We start from the raw sequence: 16,292 nt of genomic DNA, 5'->3' as shown, positions 1-16,292 counted from the left end.
TCGAAAAAAGTGTATTGGGGTGGGAAAGATCAGCCGATAGGTTCGTACTGATCGGGATCAAAATGAAACTTGCCTGCACTGGCATCGCGATCGGTTCGAATGGTGCGCGCCAGGCGTTGGGCCATCACCGACCAGACCACATAGTCGTTGGGTTGGGGCTGGTAATCCTGCCCCATCAGCGCGCCCGCAACACTGCGCAACACCGCTTCCGCCTGGGAAATGGAACGATAGGGGCCCTGGCAACGATGTTTCTCTGGTTGGCCGTCCACCGAACCACTGAGTGCCACCAACGCCCAGATGTCCTCACCGACGGGTTTGATGAACAATTCAACCCGGCGCTGTTCCCGGACCATAACCAGTGCCCGTAGCGGGCCACGCCCATGAAAGTAATGCAGTTTCACGGCCTTATTCCAGGAGTTTCAGTGAAGTACATGCCCGGACCTGTCCTGCACCAGCACCCAGGGCGCAATCACCACTGCCCAGAGTTCCGTGTTTTCGTCATACCAGTGGCGGGCAAGATCCGGAGCGACATCGCCCACTTTGTTATCGGCCAACCAACGCTCAAACTGGGCCTTGTTGTCCGCTGACAGTTCTGCCGCCACATCCAGCAGGTCCAGTTCCGGGACCACTTTCACGACATGACCACGGGCATAATACACCTGCAGGTCATGCCAATTAATCCGGGACGTTTCCAGATTCAGCTTGTGTTTCAGTTCCTCTGGCGATTCTTTCGCAACCATGTTCACACCTTGGACGTCCATATTTCACGTATCTGATCGGCAAGGGTCATGGGGTCGAACGGTTTGGGTATCACGTCAACCGCTCCCAATTCCCTGTAGAACGCCACCTCTTCAGTTTGCACCTTAGCGGTCATGAACACCACAGGTGTCGCGCTCAATGCCGGAATTTCCCGTAACGCCTGAAACGTAGTCGGGCCATCCATACCCGGCATCATAACATCCAGCAGGATCAGTTCGGGGTCAAAATCCGGACCCTCAACAAGCGCCTCCTGACCGGAGCTGCAGCTCTTTACTGAAAACCCCCCAACGGTTTCCAGTGCCAGCTCCGCCACGGCCCTGATGTCGGCATCGTCCTCCACATAAAGAATTCGCTGAAGCTCTCCGACCGGGCTAGCCATCGTCTGTACCTCTCTCATGGTTATCCACCCCCAGTCTGCGCAGCAAGCGCAAACATTCCTCGCCCTGATTCTGCCCATCCGCTATCAAGGCGGAGGCACGCATAACCAGTTTTGAATCGCTCGTGGCATCACGCGGCAGAAAATGAACGGCACCAATCAGCTCCCGCAACTGCAAGGGCAGGTGCCATTGCACTTTCAGACGATTCCCATAACCCTGAGCCCAGGCCTTTAATCCGTCCTCAATCTGCTCATCGGAAACCGTACCCTTGCGATCCAGGCACTGCTGCATCACCTTGAGCACCGCCAGCTCGCCTACCCGGCTGAGCAGGGCCGCCGTATGCACTTCGGATTGATCGCTTCCAGTCCGCAGTGCAATTCGCACGGCTTCCTGGGCCACCTTTTCGGCGGTTTCGAGAATGGCTGTCGCTTTTTCCGCCAAACGAGAATCCCGCAACTGGCCGCCGATATCCAGCGACATGGCCATAGCGTGCCGCAGGGCCATATCAACACCCATGGTTGCAATCGCGTCACGCAAACTGCGGACCGGCTCACCAGTCTTCTGAAACGAGGCGCTGTTGGCCACATCAAGTAGACGGGTTGTCAGTGCAACCTCGTCATTCCATCGCTCCGCGAGTTGCGATGGGGAGAGGTCCTGTTTCCGTCCCATCAACTCGATAACCCGGGCGGTATCAATGGCGGAAGGCAGTTGAATAACGGATTCTACCGAGATCTGCAGCAAGTGCTCCAGATCGGGTTGCGACTCCCGATCAAAGGCCGCCGGGTCCACCAGTGCGGTCAGCCTATCGTGCACCATCGCCACATCAAAGGGTTTGCTGATATAACCATTGATGCCGTGACGTGCGGCTTTCAGAACAGAGTCCCGGTCAGCCCGACCGGAGACCATGACAATGATCGTCTCTCTGTTTTTCTCGCGGACCGTCCGAATAACCTCAAGGCCGGAACCATCCGGTAAATTCCAGTCAATAATCATCAGGTCGGAGCCGTGTTCTGACCAATGCATCAGGGCACCCCTGACAGACGCCGTTACAAAAATGTCGACCCCGGGATAAAGCCCACCAACCACCGTCTCCAGCAGATCGGCCAACAGGGAGTCATCTTCCAGAATCAGTGCCTTCATTACATTACGCCTCATCCCTGATGAAAAATGGTTACTCCGTTACGGCCCGCTTCCTTTCGCTCGTAAAGGGCCTGATCCGCTGCATTGAGCGCATCGCTGCCAGATCCAAAAGAACTCAGCGATGCAATACCCACACTGAGGGTGACCGACAAGCTTACACCATTATTGGTGAATAGCTGGTCCGAAAACGCATGGCAGATCTGGTTCATAACCGACTGCCCTTCCTGCGTTGTACACTCTGGCAATACCACCACAAATTCCTCCCCGCCGTATCGTCCGATCAGGTCAGTTGAGCGCAAGCGCCGCTTGAGCAGACTGGCAAGCGCCTTGATGACAACGTCACCTGTTCGGTGGCCATGCTGATCATTCACCTTTTTGAAATGATCCAGATCAAGCATAGCAACGACCGAGCAGTGCGACAGTCGCTTGCAGCGGGCGTGCTCCTTCTCTACTTCCTGTTTGATGAACGAATGCTTCAGCAGGCCTGTAAGGCTGTCTCGTATCAACAACTCGTTAAGTTGACGGGCGCGATAGCAGCGAATCTGAGCGGCACGTACCAGATGGCTGTCGGACATGGGCTTGGTCAGGAACTCATCAGCGCCTTTTGCCATAGCGTCGAGCTGAACCTGCTTATCCTGCTCAGACGAAAGATAAATGATCGGCAGGCTTACCCATTCCGGGTCGAAGCGAATCAGCTTTGCCACCGTCGGCCCGGAATACGCGCCCATAAGAACATCCAGCAGCATTATGTCCGGGAAGAATTCCGAGAGTTCAGACAGAACCGTTTCCGGATCACTGATCGCGCGAACGATAAAGCCAGCAGCCTCCAAAACCGCCCGATAGTGCTCCGCCAGGTCTTCATCGTCATCCAGGATCAGGATTTTCCCGGAGACTGTCCTGCTCTGTTCGCTAACCAGACGCTCAATACCTTCCGCCAGCATGGTTATATCAATTGGCTCGTGAAACAGTGCATCCGCCCCTTTATCGGCCAAGGCATACCGGTCGCGGAAGTCGTCGCTGCGTCCCACGCAAATCAGCGGAGGCTTCAGTGACTCCTCGTTTCCGAAAAGCGAATTAAGCGCCGAGGATACGTCGGAAAGCCCGTCTTCACTGGTCAGGACCATTGTCATCTCATGCGCCTGGCTGAACGACAGAGCGGTGACCTCCTGACGCGATACCGAAAAACCGTAGTTTGAGAGTGCGTACTCGAGAAAGACCTGCGACCCCTCTGACAGTCCGCACAGAACAACATGAATATCAGAGACTGGCAGGCCATGGTTACCCTTCAACCACTCAGAATTGCTGACACTAGGGATGGCAGGCACCACGGGTTCATCCAGCAGAGCACGCAATCGCCCAGCTTGCACAAGCGTATCTATAGTTTTTTGATGTTCCTCAGCGGGAACCACCAGTTTGGTATCGCCATTGCTGGCGTCTCGTTCAGTCAATGGCTTAAGGCGTTGTTCCAGCCTACGGGCCTCCGCCCCCAACCTGGTGTAACCGAAGGTTCCCGCAGAACCGGCCAGACGATGAAGTAGCTGGTAGGCCGACATCACATCTTCACGCAACAGGCGCTGCTTCTGATCCCCCCCGGTAACCTTCGAAGCAACTTCGCTCAACTGATCGAGTTCTCCCTCCGCCTTGCCACGAAAACTCAGGCGCAAGTGGGCGAGTTTATCCGCAATATCCGTTGTTGGATCTTTACCCATAAGAGATCTAGCGCCTCGAATTTTTACTAATATAACCGGGTGAATTAGGCTAACCTTCGTCCATCACAGAACATTATCCGCTAAAACGCAACAGTGAGGAACTTCATTGCGGTCGCGCAAATCGCTTTCCCTTAGCAGCCGGGTGGCTATCATCATCGTCATCGGCAGCCTCGCAACCGTTTCGGCCATTATTGCGATCGCTTACCAGGCCCTGGTGCAGGACTTCGAAGACCTGCTCACCCAACGCCAGATTCTCGAAGCTGCACGAACCTCAGAGCAGGTCGACCAAAAACTTCAGCTTCGATTGAACTCCCTGTCGGCGTTTGCGTCGCAGTTGGCCGACAACGACCGCCTTCCCGACCAAACTGATCTCTCTACCGCGCTGGCTCGCCAGATGACGCTCCAGGATCTGTTCCCGGCGGCGCTTCTCATTTTCGATGACGAAGGGTGCGCTGTAGCGGAAAATGTTTACGTTCCAAAACGTATTGGAACCTGTTACCTGGATCGCCCCCACTTTCAGGAAGCCCTGGAAGCCCGACGCCCCATCGTCAGCAAACCCATCATCGGACGGACGACAGGCAGGCCCCTACTGTCGTTTCTGGCACCCATCGAAACCGACGATGGCGACTTGCTTGGATTCGCTGGTGGCACCCTGGACCTGGGCAAAACCAGCCTGCTGCCGGAAAATCGCCACAGGGGCTTCGGTGGTTCTCGGGGTATCGAGAGGATCATCGACACGGAGAACTTTCTGTACGTTGACTCCGGCAGGGGCTCGCAGAATATCGAACCCCTGCCAGACCCTGGCGCAGACGCCCTGACAGACGCAGCGTTATCCGGCATTACCTTCGGACAGGTCAGTGGTCAGGAGGGCCAGCTGCTGATATACGCGACCAAGCACCTGCAGCGGCTGGGATGGGTATTCGTTCGTGCCGTACCTTATGAGCAGGCAACCACGCCAGCCCGGCAGTCGTTTATTCAGTTTTTCAACATCAGCCTGCTGATTACCCTTGCCATCGCCGCCGTGAGTTTTCTGCTGGTCAGAACCACCATGTCACCACTTGACCGAATGACGGGGCGCATTCGGCGCATGGCCGAAAACCCGGATTCCGCCATGCGGCTGAAAGAATCCGGCATTCCCGAGGTCAGCAATCTGTCCAGAGCCTTCAACCAACTGCTGGAAGAGAGGGACAACCTGGGCCGGCTCAAAGATTACTTCATGTCTTCCGTCAGTCACGAGCTTCGCACACCGCTCACCTCGTTGACCGGGGCATTGAAGCTGCTGACTTCCGGCGTAACCGGGCAGCTCAACGACAAAAGCCAGGAAATGGCACACCTTGCACTGAGAAATGGAGAGCGCCTGCAGTTGTTGGTGTCGGATTTGCTTGATTTCAACAAACTGTCCGATGGCAGTCTCAAGGTGCGAATCCAAAATGAAGCCATCCAACCGATATTGCAAGGCGCCGTAGAGGACAACAACACCATGGCAGCCGAACACGAGGTCCGGCTCGTGTCAGACAGCGGAGATCTGCCGCCCCTGCTCTGCGACAAACACCGGCTGAGGCAGATTCTGGACAATTACGTCAGCAACGCCATCAAATTCTCGCCCCAGGAGGGGGTGGTCAGGATAAGCGCCGGGCTTCACTCGGCAGACTGCGTGCGAATCACCGTCAGTGACCAGGGCTCCGGCGTACCGGATTCCTTTGCCGACAGCGTGTTCAAACGATTCGCCCAGGCCGAAACCGGTACCACCCGTTCGGTAAAGGGCACTGGGCTGGGGCTTGCCATTTGTGCGGAATTGGCAAAACTGATGAACGCGGGTGTTGGCTACTACAATAACAAGGGCGCGCATTTCTGGGTCGATATCCCGGCATCGCGGGACGCACTGCTGAGCAACGCTGACAAGGAAACGGACCGATGAAAACACCCGAAAGTCCATTCAATGAGGCAGTACGACTTCTTGCTCTGAAGCGCACCCACCTGCTTGATACACCACGGGAGGAGCGATTTGACCGCTTTACACGAATGGCCAAGCTCGCCTTCGGAGTCCCCATTGCCCTGGTGTCACTGGTCGACGACAAGCGGCAATGGTTCAAATCCAGCCAGGGGCTGGATGCCAGGGAAACACCCAGGGATATGTCCTTCTGCGGCCACGCCATCCTTATCGATCGCCTGTTTATTGTCGAGGACACCCTTGAAGATCCCCGATTTGCCGACAACCCACTCGTTACCGGGCCCCCACACATTCGCTTCTACGCCGGTGCGCAGCTCCGTAGCCATGAAGGTTACAATCTGGGCACTCTCTGCATCATAGACACCCGGCCACGATCGCTCGACCATGATCAGCGTGCGCTTCTCGAGGAGTTGGCTCGGTGTGTTGATGAGGAAATCAATGACTTCGAGGCGAACAAATCCCGCCAGGAACAAATCGAAAAGACACGGATTCTAAGTGCACTGAACAACCTGACGGTGGACGCATCCGCCCCCCTGGAACGAAAAATAGACATGGCCCTGGATCTCGGCCGCCACCATCTTGAATTGGAGACCGGGATCGTCAGCGAAATCACCAGCGATGTTTACACAGTTCGCTGGTTCAGAGCGCCTGACGATTCTCCTCTTGAGGCGGACCTGTCACTACCGTTGGAACAAACCTACTGCACACTGATGCTCAAAAAAGGCGACCATCTGGCGATCAGCCACATGGGCGACTCCCGATATCGCCACCAACCGTGCTATGCCCAAATGGGCCTCGAAAGCTATATTGCAGCGCCGATAGAATTTGATGGCAAGCTCTTCGGCACACTTAATTTTTCATCGGTATCGCCAAGGCCCAGACCGTTCACGGATCTGGACCGCCTGTTTATCGTGTGGCTGGCGCAATGGATGGCAGCCCTTCTCCAGCAATACTCCCATGAGGATACGCTGCGAAAGCTATCGGAAAACGTGCCTGGAATGCTCTATCAGTACCAGGTGCTCCCGGATGGCGGGTCCAGGTTTCTCTACAGCAGCGACGGCATACGCGACATTCTACGGCATTTCCCCAGAAGCCGTCAAAGAGGATGCCGGTGCCGCCTTTAACGCCATACATCCCCACGACATCGATCATGTAGTGGCCTCTATCAACCGTTCTGAGGAATCGCTGGCGATTTGGGAGTCCGAGTTCCGAGCCAAAGCTCAGGACCGAAACTGGATCTGGGTCGAAGGCCGCGCCACGCCTGAACGGCGCCCCGACGGCAGCATCATCTGGCACGGATTCGTCGCCAACATTGATGAAAAAAAACGCTCACAGCTTGCTCTCGTGGAACGAGAGCAACTGCTACGCACCTTCTTCGAACTATCGCCAATCGGCATCCTTCTGACCGATTTCAGAAGCGGGCAAAACCATGACGTTAACACCGCGTTGCTGGAATACAGCGGTTACTCTCATTCAGAGTTCCTGGCACTGAACTACTGGAGCGCAACGCCCGAGGATTACGTAGAGCAGACGCAGCAGGCCATCACTGATTTGAAAGAACACGGGCGATTCGGCCCCATGGAACAGGAGTTTATCCGCAAGGATGGCTCCCGGTTCCCGATCCTCCTCCAAGGCGTTCTGGTGGAGCGTGTCGGCAGCGAGCCACTGGTATGGTCGCTGGTTGAGGACATATCAGAGCGCCGTAAGGTCGACCGGATGAAGAACGAGTTCATCTCTACCGTCAGCCATGAATTGCGGACACCCCTGACCTCTATATCAGGCTCCCTTGGGTTGATCGCGGGCGGGGTTTTTGGGCCCCTGCCTGACAAGGTCAAAGCCATGGTGGCTATCGCGGCCCGCAATAGCGATCAATTGCGACATCTGATTGACGATCTTCTCGATATAGAGAAGCTGGTATCCGGTCAAATGGACATGCAGATGCGCAAACAAAACATCGGCATCGTCATTCAGGATAGTGTAGACCGACTCACAACCTATGCCGTTGATCGAACAGGTTTCCCTTCGGTTCGAAAACCACCATCCCTGGGTCAACGCCGTTATTGATACCCTTCGCCTGGGACAGGCGCTCGACAACCTGCTGTCCAACGCCATCAAATTTTCCCCGCCGGAGGCCGAAGTTGTCATACTGACACACCTCCATGACGGTCTTTTTCGCATCGAAGTTACGGACTATGGCACAGGCATACCGGAAACCTTCCGACCCAGGATATTCGAAAAGTTCGCCCAGGCTGACAGCTCGGACACCCGTGGACGGGGCGGTACGGGCCTCGGGCTGGCCATTACCCGGGAGATCATGTCTCAAATGGGTGGCGACGTGGGATTCAAGTCCACCGAGGGATACGGCTCGACGTTCTGGCTGGATATCAAACCCGATGAGAGTGATGGATAATCGATAGTGGCAGCAAAAACGCGTTCTAACGTGTTTCATCGTTTGATCTGGGCTTCAAGGCTGGGCGCTCTGCTGTTGGTTATGATTGTTGCGGCTTCCCTTGATGCGTCCAGTTCTTCCAGCCACCGCAATCATGTCCGTCAGCAGTGGCAGGAAAAGACGGATGAGATAGGCCTCAAGTTGCAAAGCACCATACTGCAGAACATTCAGACAGTGTGGGGGCTGGCCGCCAACGTCGCAATACAACCCGATATCGACGACCAACGGTTCCGGGAACTGGCGTCGGTCATCTTAAGCCTGGCACCAGAACTCCGAAACATTGGACTGGCTCCGGATTTCGTGATTCGCCATGTCTACCCACTGGCCGGCAATGAGGCTGCGATCGGGCTCGACCTGACCGCGCAGGGCTTATCGCCAGATCAAATCGAAATGCTGCTCAACACCCGTCGCGTGGTAGGGACTCTTCGAACTGGCACCCATGGGCATCGGGCTGTTCAGCGTCACCTCCAATCGACTGCTCCGGGCAAACCCAGCGTTCGAAAACCAGTTTGGCAGTTCCGTCCAGTCACTGGATTTCTTCGACCAACCGCTTGATGTCCATGGAGAGCCGCTGGCAAACAGGCCCAGGGTCCAGGAAACACTTCAGGAACATACCAGACTCAGCGGCCTTGAAGGCTACTTCATGACGCCTGGGCAGGAACTGGCTCCCGTCATGCTCCACGGGCTGCAACTGGACGATGACGGCGACGAACCCGTTGTCTGGCTGATCACCGAGGACATTTCAGAGCGGAAGAAAGCCGACCACCTGAAGAATGAGTTCATTTCCACTGTCAGTCATGAGCTTCGCACCCCATTGACCTCGATTTCCGGTTCCCTGGGGCTGCTGGCCAACAATGCCGTCGGCGAGCTGCCGGAGAAAGCCTCGGAACTGGCGCACATCGCCTATCGGAACAGCCAGCAGCTTACGTTCCTGATCAACGACTTACTCGATATGGAAAAGCTTGTGGCCGGCAAAATGCCCTTCCGTAGCGAACACCATGTTCTGCAGGATCTTGTTCACGAGAGTGTTGAAAACATCGCAACCTTTGCCCAACAGCGAGACATTCATCTTCAGGTGGCTGAACTGCCAGCCGTGACAGTTCATGTGGATCGTCAGCGCCTGAACCAGGCCATCACCAACCTGTTGTCCAACGCCATCAAGTTTTCTCCGGCAGGGTCCTCCGTCGACATTTTCGCCAGCCAGCGCGGAGAGTCGGTTCGGCTGTGTATCAGGGACCATGGTGAGGGCGTCGCCCCGCATTTTCGGGAGCATATTTTTAAGAAGTTCTCACAAGCTGATTCGTCGGACCGAAGAGCCAGTGGCGGAACCGGGCTCGGTCTGGCCATCACACGGGAGCTGATGGCGCGCATGAAGGGCACGGTGGACTATGAATCCGTTCCGGGCGAGGGGGCTACGTTCTGGCTGGAACTGCCAGTGGCGGGGTAATGGGTAACTGAGTATTGAGAGGCCCGGCAGGTTGCCCTGCCAGGCCAACGCCAGACCAAACAGTCACGCCGACTTGAGCATCTCCCGCACGACATAGTGCAGGATACCGCCGTGGCGGTAATAGACCGCTTCGTTGGCGGTGTCGATCCGGGACAGCAGCTCGCAGGTCTCGGTCTTGCCATCCGGATAAGTCACCGTCATTTCAAGTGTCTGACCCGGCTTGATGTCACCGGACAGGCCCTTGATGCTGATGGTTTCCTCGCCTGTTAACTTCAGGCTCTTGCGGTCGACCCCGTCCTTGAACTGCAGCGGCATCACGCCCATACCGATCAGGTTGGAGCGGTGGATACGCTCGTAGGACTCGGCAACCACGGCCTTCACACCCAGCAAGCGAGTACCTTTCGCAGCCCAGTCACGGCTGGAGCCGGTGCCGTATTCCTTGCCGGCAATGACCACCAGGGGGGTGTCCTCTTCCTGATACTTCATTGCGGCATCGTATATGGGCATCTGCTCGCCGGTGGGGATGTGCTTGGTGAACCCACCCTCAACGCCGTCCAACATCTCATTCCGGATGCGCACGTTGGCGAAGGTGCCACGCATCATCACCTCGTGGTTGCCCCGGCGCGAACCGTAGGAGTTGAAATCTTTCGGTTCCACACCCCGCTCCTGCAGGTATTTCCCCGCCGGGCTGTCGGCTTTGAACGACCCGGCCGGTGAAATGTGGTCGGTGGTGACGGAGTCACCCAACAACGCCAGAATGTTCGCGTCCTTGATATCGTCGATAGCGTCAGGCTCTTCCTTCAAACCCTGGAAGAACGGCGGGTGCTGGATGTAGGTGGACTTGTCCGACCACTCGTACACCTTGCTCTCGGGGACCTTGATCGCCTTCCAGGTCGCGTCGCCGTCGAAGACTTCGGCATATTCCTTATGGAACATGTCGGTTTTCACCTTCTCGACCGCTTCAGCGATCTCCTGCTGGCTTGGCCACAGGTCCTTCAGGTACACCGGATTCCCGTCTTTGTCGTCGCCCAGAGGATCCTTGGAAAGGTCCAGGCGCACGTTGCCGGCCAGGGCATAAGCCACTACCAGCGGTGGTGAGGCCAACCAGTTGGTTTTCACCAGTGGGTGCACCCGGCCCTCGAAGTTACGGTTACCGGACAACACCGAGGCCACGGTAAGATCACCATCGGCGATGGCCTTTTCAACGGCATCCGGCAGCGGGCCGGAGTTACCAATGCAGGTGGTGCAACCATAACCCACCAGGTTGAAACCAAGCTTGTTGAGATCGTCCTGGAATCCACCCACCTTCAGGTAATCGGTTACCACCTTGGAGCCCGGCGCCAGGGAGGTTTTCACCCAGGGCTTGGTATCCAACCCTCTTGCGACCGCTTTCTGGGCAATCAGGCCCGCAGCCATCATCACGCTGGGGTTGGACGTATTGGTGCAAGAAGTAATTGCTGCGATGACCACCGCGCCAGGGTCCAGCCGGGTCTTTTCGCCGTTCATTTCCAATGGTTGACTGGCGGCATGCTCGTAGCTTTCCTGAACACCCACGGCGGTTTGCCCGCCTTCGGATTCCAGCTTGTCTTCACGGGATTCTGCCGGGCCTTCAGCGGTCTCCATCAGCAGTTCAAACGAGGCCTTCATGTTCTTCAAGGCAACCCGGTCCTGCGGGCGCTTGGGGCCGGCGAGGCTGGCTTCGACGTCACCCATATCAAGTTCCAGGGTGTCGGTGTAGACCGGCTCCTGGCCGGGCTGGCGCCAGAGGCCCTGGGCTTTCGCATAGGCCTCCACCAGCTCAAGCTGGTCGTCTTCGCGGCCGGTCAGCTGCATGTATTTGATGGTTTGCTCGTCCACCGGGAAGAAGCCACAGGTAGCCCCATATTCCGGCGCCATGTTGGCAATGGTGGCACGGTCCGCAACGGGCATATCTTTCAGGCCGTCGCCGTAGAATTCCACGAACTTACCCACGACACCTTTCTTGCGCAGCATTTCGGTGACGGTCAGCACGAGGTCGGTTGCAGTAATGCCTTCGCGCAGCTTGCCGGTAATCTTGAAACCGACCACTTCCGGAATCAGCATGGACACGGGCTGGCCCAACATGGCCGCTTCCGCTTCAATACCACCCACACCCCAGCCGAGGATGCCAAGGCCGTTGATCATGGTGGTGTGGGAGTCTGTGCCCACCAGGGTATCCGGGTAGGCGATGGTTTTTCCGTCCTGGTCCTTGCTCCACACGGTCTTACCCAGATACTCCAGGTTCACCTGGTGACAGATACCGGTCCCCGGCGGCACCACGCGGAAATTGTCGAACGCCTGTTGCCCCCAGCGCAGGAACTCATAGCGTTCCTGGTTGCGTTCCATCTCGATGGTAACGTTGTCCTTGAAGGCTGATGGGTCACCGTACTTGTCCACCATCACCGAGTGGTCGATCACCAGATCCACCGGCGACAGCGGATTGATCATTGCGGGGTCCTTGCCGGCTGCCTTGACCGCTTCTCGCATGGCCGCCAGATCCACCACACCGGGGACACCGGTGAAGTCCTGCATCAGCACACGGGCAGGACGAAACTGGATTTCGGTATCGGATTTACGGTCTTTCATCCAATGAACCATCGCATCGATATGGCCCCGGTCCACGGTGGCGTCGTCTTCGTTGCGCAGCAGGTTTTCCATCAACACCTTGAGGGAAAACGGCAACTTGTCGATGTTGCCAAGGGTGTCGGCAGCCTTGGGCAGGCTGTAATAGTGATAGGTCTTGCCACCAGCCTCCAGGCTGGAGAGGGTATTGAGACTGTCTTTACTCAGGCTTTGTTTCGACATGAGGTGCCTCCTTTTGATGATCCGAAGATTTCGGAAGGCTTAGCAGTAGCCTTTGCATCAGCGTACTGACCGCGGATGGCAATAGACTGATGCAAAGACCCTGATTTTGAAAGTCTCCTATAACTATTGCACCGATTGACCAGACTTCAACTGCGGTTCCGTGAATGTTCAGTATTGCGGCGGTGAATACCCCTATCCCCCTCAGGCCTGTCGATCCCCATAAAGCTGGGCGTAGAGCCCCTGGCGGGCGATCAGCTCGTCATGATGCCCTTCCTCGGTGATGAAGCCGTCCTCGAAAACGTAAACACGGTCGGCCTGTTTCACGGCACTCAGACGATGGGCAATGATCAGGGTGGTGCGTTGACGCAGGAAAGCCTCCAGATCCTGATGCAGTTGAAACTCGGTTTCGGCGTCCAGGGCGGAGGTGGCCTCATCAAGGATCACCACGGAGGGATCCGACAACACCATGCGGGCAATGGCCAGCCGCTGGCGCTGGCCACCGGACAAACGCACCCCCTGACGGCCAATCATGGTATCCAGTTGCTGAGGCATGTCCGCCACGGTCCCGTCCAGCTGGGCGATGGCCAGGGCCTGCCACAGTTCGGCGTCGGTCTTGTCCCGGCCCAGGGTGAGGTTCTGTCGCACGGTGTCGTTGAACAGGGCCGGGTGCTGTAGCACGGTGGCCACGTTCTCCCGCAGACAGGGGAGCCCGATGCGCTGGACCGGCACACCACCCAGCAGCACCTGCCCCTGCTGCGGTGTGTACATACCCAGAATGACCTGCACCAGAGTGGATTTTCCGCCGCCACTGGCGCCCACAACCGCGACTTTCTCTCCCGGTTCAAGATGGAGGTCAATGCCCTTGAGCACGGATTCCTCACCGTAGCTGAAGTGGATGTCCTTCAGCGTCAGGCCAACGGTGTGACGATCCCTGAAGGGGTTTTCCAGCGCCGGGTAGCGGGGCTCCTCCTCCAGCTCCAGCAAGCGGTTGATGCGCGCCAACGCCGCATTGGCGGCGAACCAGGCGTACTGCATATTCAGCATTTCCTGTACCGGCGTGAGCATAAACCACAGGTAACCAAAGATGGCGAACATCATGCCGATGCTCAGGTCGCTGAACAGGACCGTCACCATCGCGGCCGCGCGGAAAGTGTCGACACCAAACTGGAACAGCGCAAAGCTGGCGCGGGTGGCGGCGTCGCTGCGCCATTCAAACTGTATGGCATGGTCGCGAACCGTGCGGGCGCGGCTGATCAGCTGGCGCAGGTAGTGCTGTTCCCGGTTAGCCGCCCTGAGCTGGTGGATTGCGTCCAGAGTTTCCGTCAGGTCACCCTGGAAGTCCTCGTAGGCGCTATTCTCCTGGCGTTTGAGTTCCTTGACCCGTTTGCCAATGAGCATGGTGGCGAAAATCACCAGCGGATTGAACAGCAGGATCAGCAGTCCCAATTGCCAGTGAACCCACATCAGCACGATGGCGGTTCCGGTGACGGTCAGGCTCGCCACCAGGAAACGGCTGATGGTGGTACCCAGAAACTGGTCGATGGTATCCAGGTCGGTAATAAAATGACTGGTGATGCCGCCCGAGCCACGGGTTTCGTACTCCGACATGGCCACCCGCTGCAGCCGGCCCAGCAGTCGGGAACGGATACGGAACACCACATCCTTGGAAATCTTGGAGAACTCACGGGACTGAAGCACGTTGAAGGTGAGCGACAACGACCTTAGCAGAAACGCTGCTACCACCATCAGGCCGATGTAAACCACCGGCAGGTGCCATGTTTCGGGTAGCATCGTCTGCATTACGGGCAGCACCGGGCCGGCCTCATCAAGCAACACTTCGTCCACCAGTACCGGCAACAGCAGGGGAATAGGCACGCTGACCACCGTGGCCAGTATGGCGAGCATGTTCGCTCTCACCAGCCGCGGCTTGTGTTTGAGGGCCAGGGACAGAATGCCCCGCCAGGTGTACCGGTTGTCGTTGCGACCCGTGCTGTCCGGCCCGACTGCTTTCAGATCCGCCGCCTGCTCCAAGAAACCTCCGTTAATGCGATGCCACCCACACTGGTACGCTGCAAATTCGGTGACAGTCTACCCGACCTTCTGCCATCATTGCCCCTCAAACCCTCGATGTACCAGAACCGGGCCCATTGTGAAACACGACTGCCATTACCACCCCGGCGAACCCGCAAAATGGCATTGCGGTGACTGCCAGATACACTACTGCACCCGTTGCATGCCGGATGCGGACACTCGAAAACAACACGCCTTGTGCCCCCACTGCAGCCGTGCCATGCGCTATCTCGGTGCCGCCACGGAGGCCGTGCCATTCTGGAACCGGATCGGTGCTTTCTTCCGCTACCCGTTCCACACCGATCCGCTGATGGTTATTGCCATTTGTACGCTGGTGCCCTTGGTCGTCAGCGGCAATCTCATCGGCCTGATCATCACGCTGGTGCTGGCCCTGGCACTGCTGAAGTATACCTATGCCGTTATCAGCCACACCGCCGAGGGTCATATGAAACCGCCTCCGGTAGCAGTGGCATTTACCGGCAGCGGGTTTGACATTGTGATCCTGCAGCTACTGGTGTTTGCGCTTATGGGCGGCATGGTAGCGGCCGCTGCCATGGTTGGCGGGCCGCTGTTGATGTTCCTGGCCGTGGCCTTCGTGATACTGGCCCTGCCCGCCAGCATTATGGTGCTCGCCATGGAGCGCTCGGTCATGGCCGCGGTAAACCCCATGAACCTGGCGGTGCTGATCTCGCGCATCGGCACGCCCTATTTCCTGCTGTATGGCTACCTGATCCTGCTGACCCTGGCGTCCGGGGCGGCCCAGGATTTCGCCCTCACCCACTTCGCTCCGGGTGTTGCCCGCACACTGGCGGGCTTTCTCAACAGCACCTTTACGCTGATCCTGTTCCACATGCTGGGTTACCTGCTGTTCCAGTACCAGGAGGAGCTGGGCTTTGCCAGCGATCTGCAGGATGACGAAAACGCCGGCGAAATGCAGAACCGCGACCGCACCCATCGGTTTGACGCCGACATTGACATGAACCTGAAGGACGGCAACTACGATCGGGTCCAGTCGATGCTCAAGGAAGCCCTGAAACGGGATTCCCAGAACGCCTTTCGGTTGGGACAGTTGCATCAGCTGCTGACCGCCCGTAATGATATTCCGGAGCTGTATCGGTATCACCCCCGATTGCTGAACATGCTGGCGGAACGGAACGACGGCGAGGGTATCGCGGCGTTACTGGCAGCTATCGAAACCGTGGAGCCGGGGTTCCGGCTGGAGGACCCCGAGCTGTCAGTGCGCTGCGCCCGTTGCCTGTATCAGCGCGGGCATTTCAAACCGGCACTGAAGTTACTGCAGGACTTCCACAAGCGTTTCCCGGACAGCGAGGAACTGGCACCGGCCTATCTGCTGGTCGCCCAGGCGCTGGCGAATGGTCTGGGGCAGTGGGAAAAAGCGTCGGCGTTCCTCAATTTCGTCAAGAAACGCTGTCTGAACCATCCTTTGCACGAGCAGGTGGATGTGTATCTGCAGCAGGTTGAGAACCGGGAGCCATTGAAAGGCCCGAAGGCTTCTTTCGCAGTTCAGGAGTAAGGGAGTCAGGCCGATTGTTGGGGAGGCTTTTCC

14 protein-coding genes are annotated in these 16,292 nt (G+C 57.3%); 7 read left to right on the top strand and 7 right to left on the bottom strand.

Going from position 1 to position 16,292, the window contains the following annotated elements; translation table 11 throughout:
* Positions 1-29: 29 nt before the first annotated feature.
* From R1T46_RS05505 to R1T46_RS05485, 5 genes are read right to left on the bottom strand one after another with little or no spacing between them, the layout of a single operon-like run.
* A complete protein-coding gene (locus R1T46_RS05505) occupies positions 30-401 on the bottom strand; it encodes a hypothetical protein (RefSeq protein ID WP_036211122.1) in 372 nt (123 codons plus the stop codon).
* Positions 402-419: 18 nt separating this feature from the next.
* On the bottom strand, positions 420-740 hold the full coding sequence (locus R1T46_RS05500) for a DUF2288 domain-containing protein (protein ID WP_036211125.1): 321 nt from the start codon (positions 738-740) through the stop codon (positions 420-422).
* Positions 741-742: 2 nt separating this feature from the next.
* Positions 743-1,138 (bottom strand): response regulator, encoded by a 396-nt coding sequence (locus R1T46_RS05495; RefSeq protein ID WP_075195631.1) that lies wholly within the window; start codon positions 1,136-1,138, stop codon positions 743-745.
* Positions 1,131-2,276 carry a response regulator gene (locus R1T46_RS05490; RefSeq protein ID WP_317307609.1) on the bottom strand — a complete coding sequence of 382 codons (1,146 nt, stop codon included), beginning with the start codon at positions 2,274-2,276 and terminating at the stop codon, positions 1,131-1,133. The genes R1T46_RS05495 and R1T46_RS05490 overlap by 8 nt, the downstream gene beginning before the upstream one ends.
* Before the next feature lie 11 nt (positions 2,277-2,287).
* Positions 2,288-3,985, bottom strand: a complete 1,698-nt coding sequence (locus R1T46_RS05485) for a diguanylate cyclase (protein ID WP_317307608.1) — start codon at positions 3,983-3,985, stop codon at positions 2,288-2,290.
* 106 nt (positions 3,986-4,091) lie between these two features.
* Here R1T46_RS05485 and R1T46_RS05480 point away from each other — a divergent pair, with 106 nt between their 5' ends.
* The 6 genes from R1T46_RS05480 to R1T46_RS05455 are packed head-to-tail and all read left to right on the top strand — an operon-like array spanning position 4,092 to position 9,832.
* The gene (locus tag R1T46_RS05480) at positions 4,092-5,903 is read left to right on the top strand and encodes a sensor histidine kinase (protein WP_317307607.1); all 1,812 of its coding nucleotides are present in this window, start codon (positions 4,092-4,094) and stop codon (positions 5,901-5,903) included.
* Entirely contained in the window at positions 5,900-7,060 is a 1,161-nt protein-coding gene (locus R1T46_RS05475) for a GAF domain-containing protein (protein ID WP_317307606.1), read from the top strand. The genes R1T46_RS05480 and R1T46_RS05475 overlap by 4 nt, the downstream gene beginning before the upstream one ends.
* Positions 6,963-8,000, top strand: a complete 1,038-nt coding sequence (locus R1T46_RS05470) for a PAS domain S-box protein (protein ID WP_317307605.1) — start codon at positions 6,963-6,965, stop codon at positions 7,998-8,000. Before R1T46_RS05475 ends, R1T46_RS05470 begins: the two co-directional genes overlap by 98 nt.
* Positions 7,933-8,346 carry a sensor histidine kinase gene (locus R1T46_RS05465; protein ID WP_317307604.1) on the top strand — a complete coding sequence of 138 codons (414 nt, stop codon included), beginning with the start codon at positions 7,933-7,935 and terminating at the stop codon, positions 8,344-8,346. The genes R1T46_RS05470 and R1T46_RS05465 overlap by 68 nt, the downstream gene beginning before the upstream one ends.
* Positions 8,347-8,352: 6 nt before the next feature.
* On the top strand, positions 8,353-8,940 hold the full coding sequence (locus R1T46_RS05460; RefSeq protein ID WP_317307603.1) for a hypothetical protein: 588 nt from the start codon (positions 8,353-8,355) through the stop codon (positions 8,938-8,940).
* On the top strand, positions 8,825-9,832 hold the full coding sequence (locus R1T46_RS05455) for a PAS domain-containing sensor histidine kinase (RefSeq protein ID WP_317307602.1): 1,008 nt from the start codon (positions 8,825-8,827) through the stop codon (positions 9,830-9,832). Before R1T46_RS05460 ends, R1T46_RS05455 begins: the two co-directional genes overlap by 116 nt.
* 63 nt (positions 9,833-9,895) lie before the next feature.
* Here R1T46_RS05455 and acnA read toward each other — a convergent pair whose 3' ends face one another.
* Both acnA and R1T46_RS05445 read right to left on the bottom strand, forming a co-directional pair.
* On the bottom strand, positions 9,896-12,655 hold the full coding sequence (gene acnA, locus R1T46_RS05450) for an aconitate hydratase AcnA (RefSeq protein ID WP_317307601.1): 2,760 nt from the start codon (positions 12,653-12,655) through the stop codon (positions 9,896-9,898).
* 201 nt (positions 12,656-12,856) lie between these two features.
* On the bottom strand, positions 12,857-14,686 hold the full coding sequence (locus R1T46_RS05445) for an ABC transporter ATP-binding protein (protein ID WP_317307600.1): 1,830 nt from the start codon (positions 14,684-14,686) through the stop codon (positions 12,857-12,859).
* A gap of 118 nt (positions 14,687-14,804) precedes the next feature.
* Between R1T46_RS05445 and R1T46_RS05440 the strand changes: the two genes are divergently transcribed.
* A complete protein-coding gene (locus R1T46_RS05440) occupies positions 14,805-16,259 on the top strand; it encodes a hypothetical protein (protein ID WP_036211148.1) in 1,455 nt (484 codons plus the stop codon).
* Positions 16,260-16,292: the final 33 nt, after the last annotated feature.

This window comes from Marinobacter salarius (assembly GCF_032922745.1).
Classification (GTDB): Bacteria; Pseudomonadota; Gammaproteobacteria; order Pseudomonadales; family Oleiphilaceae; genus Marinobacter.
Note: the sequence above shows the minus strand (reverse complement) of the source record. Positions and strands in the feature narration are given on the sequence as shown.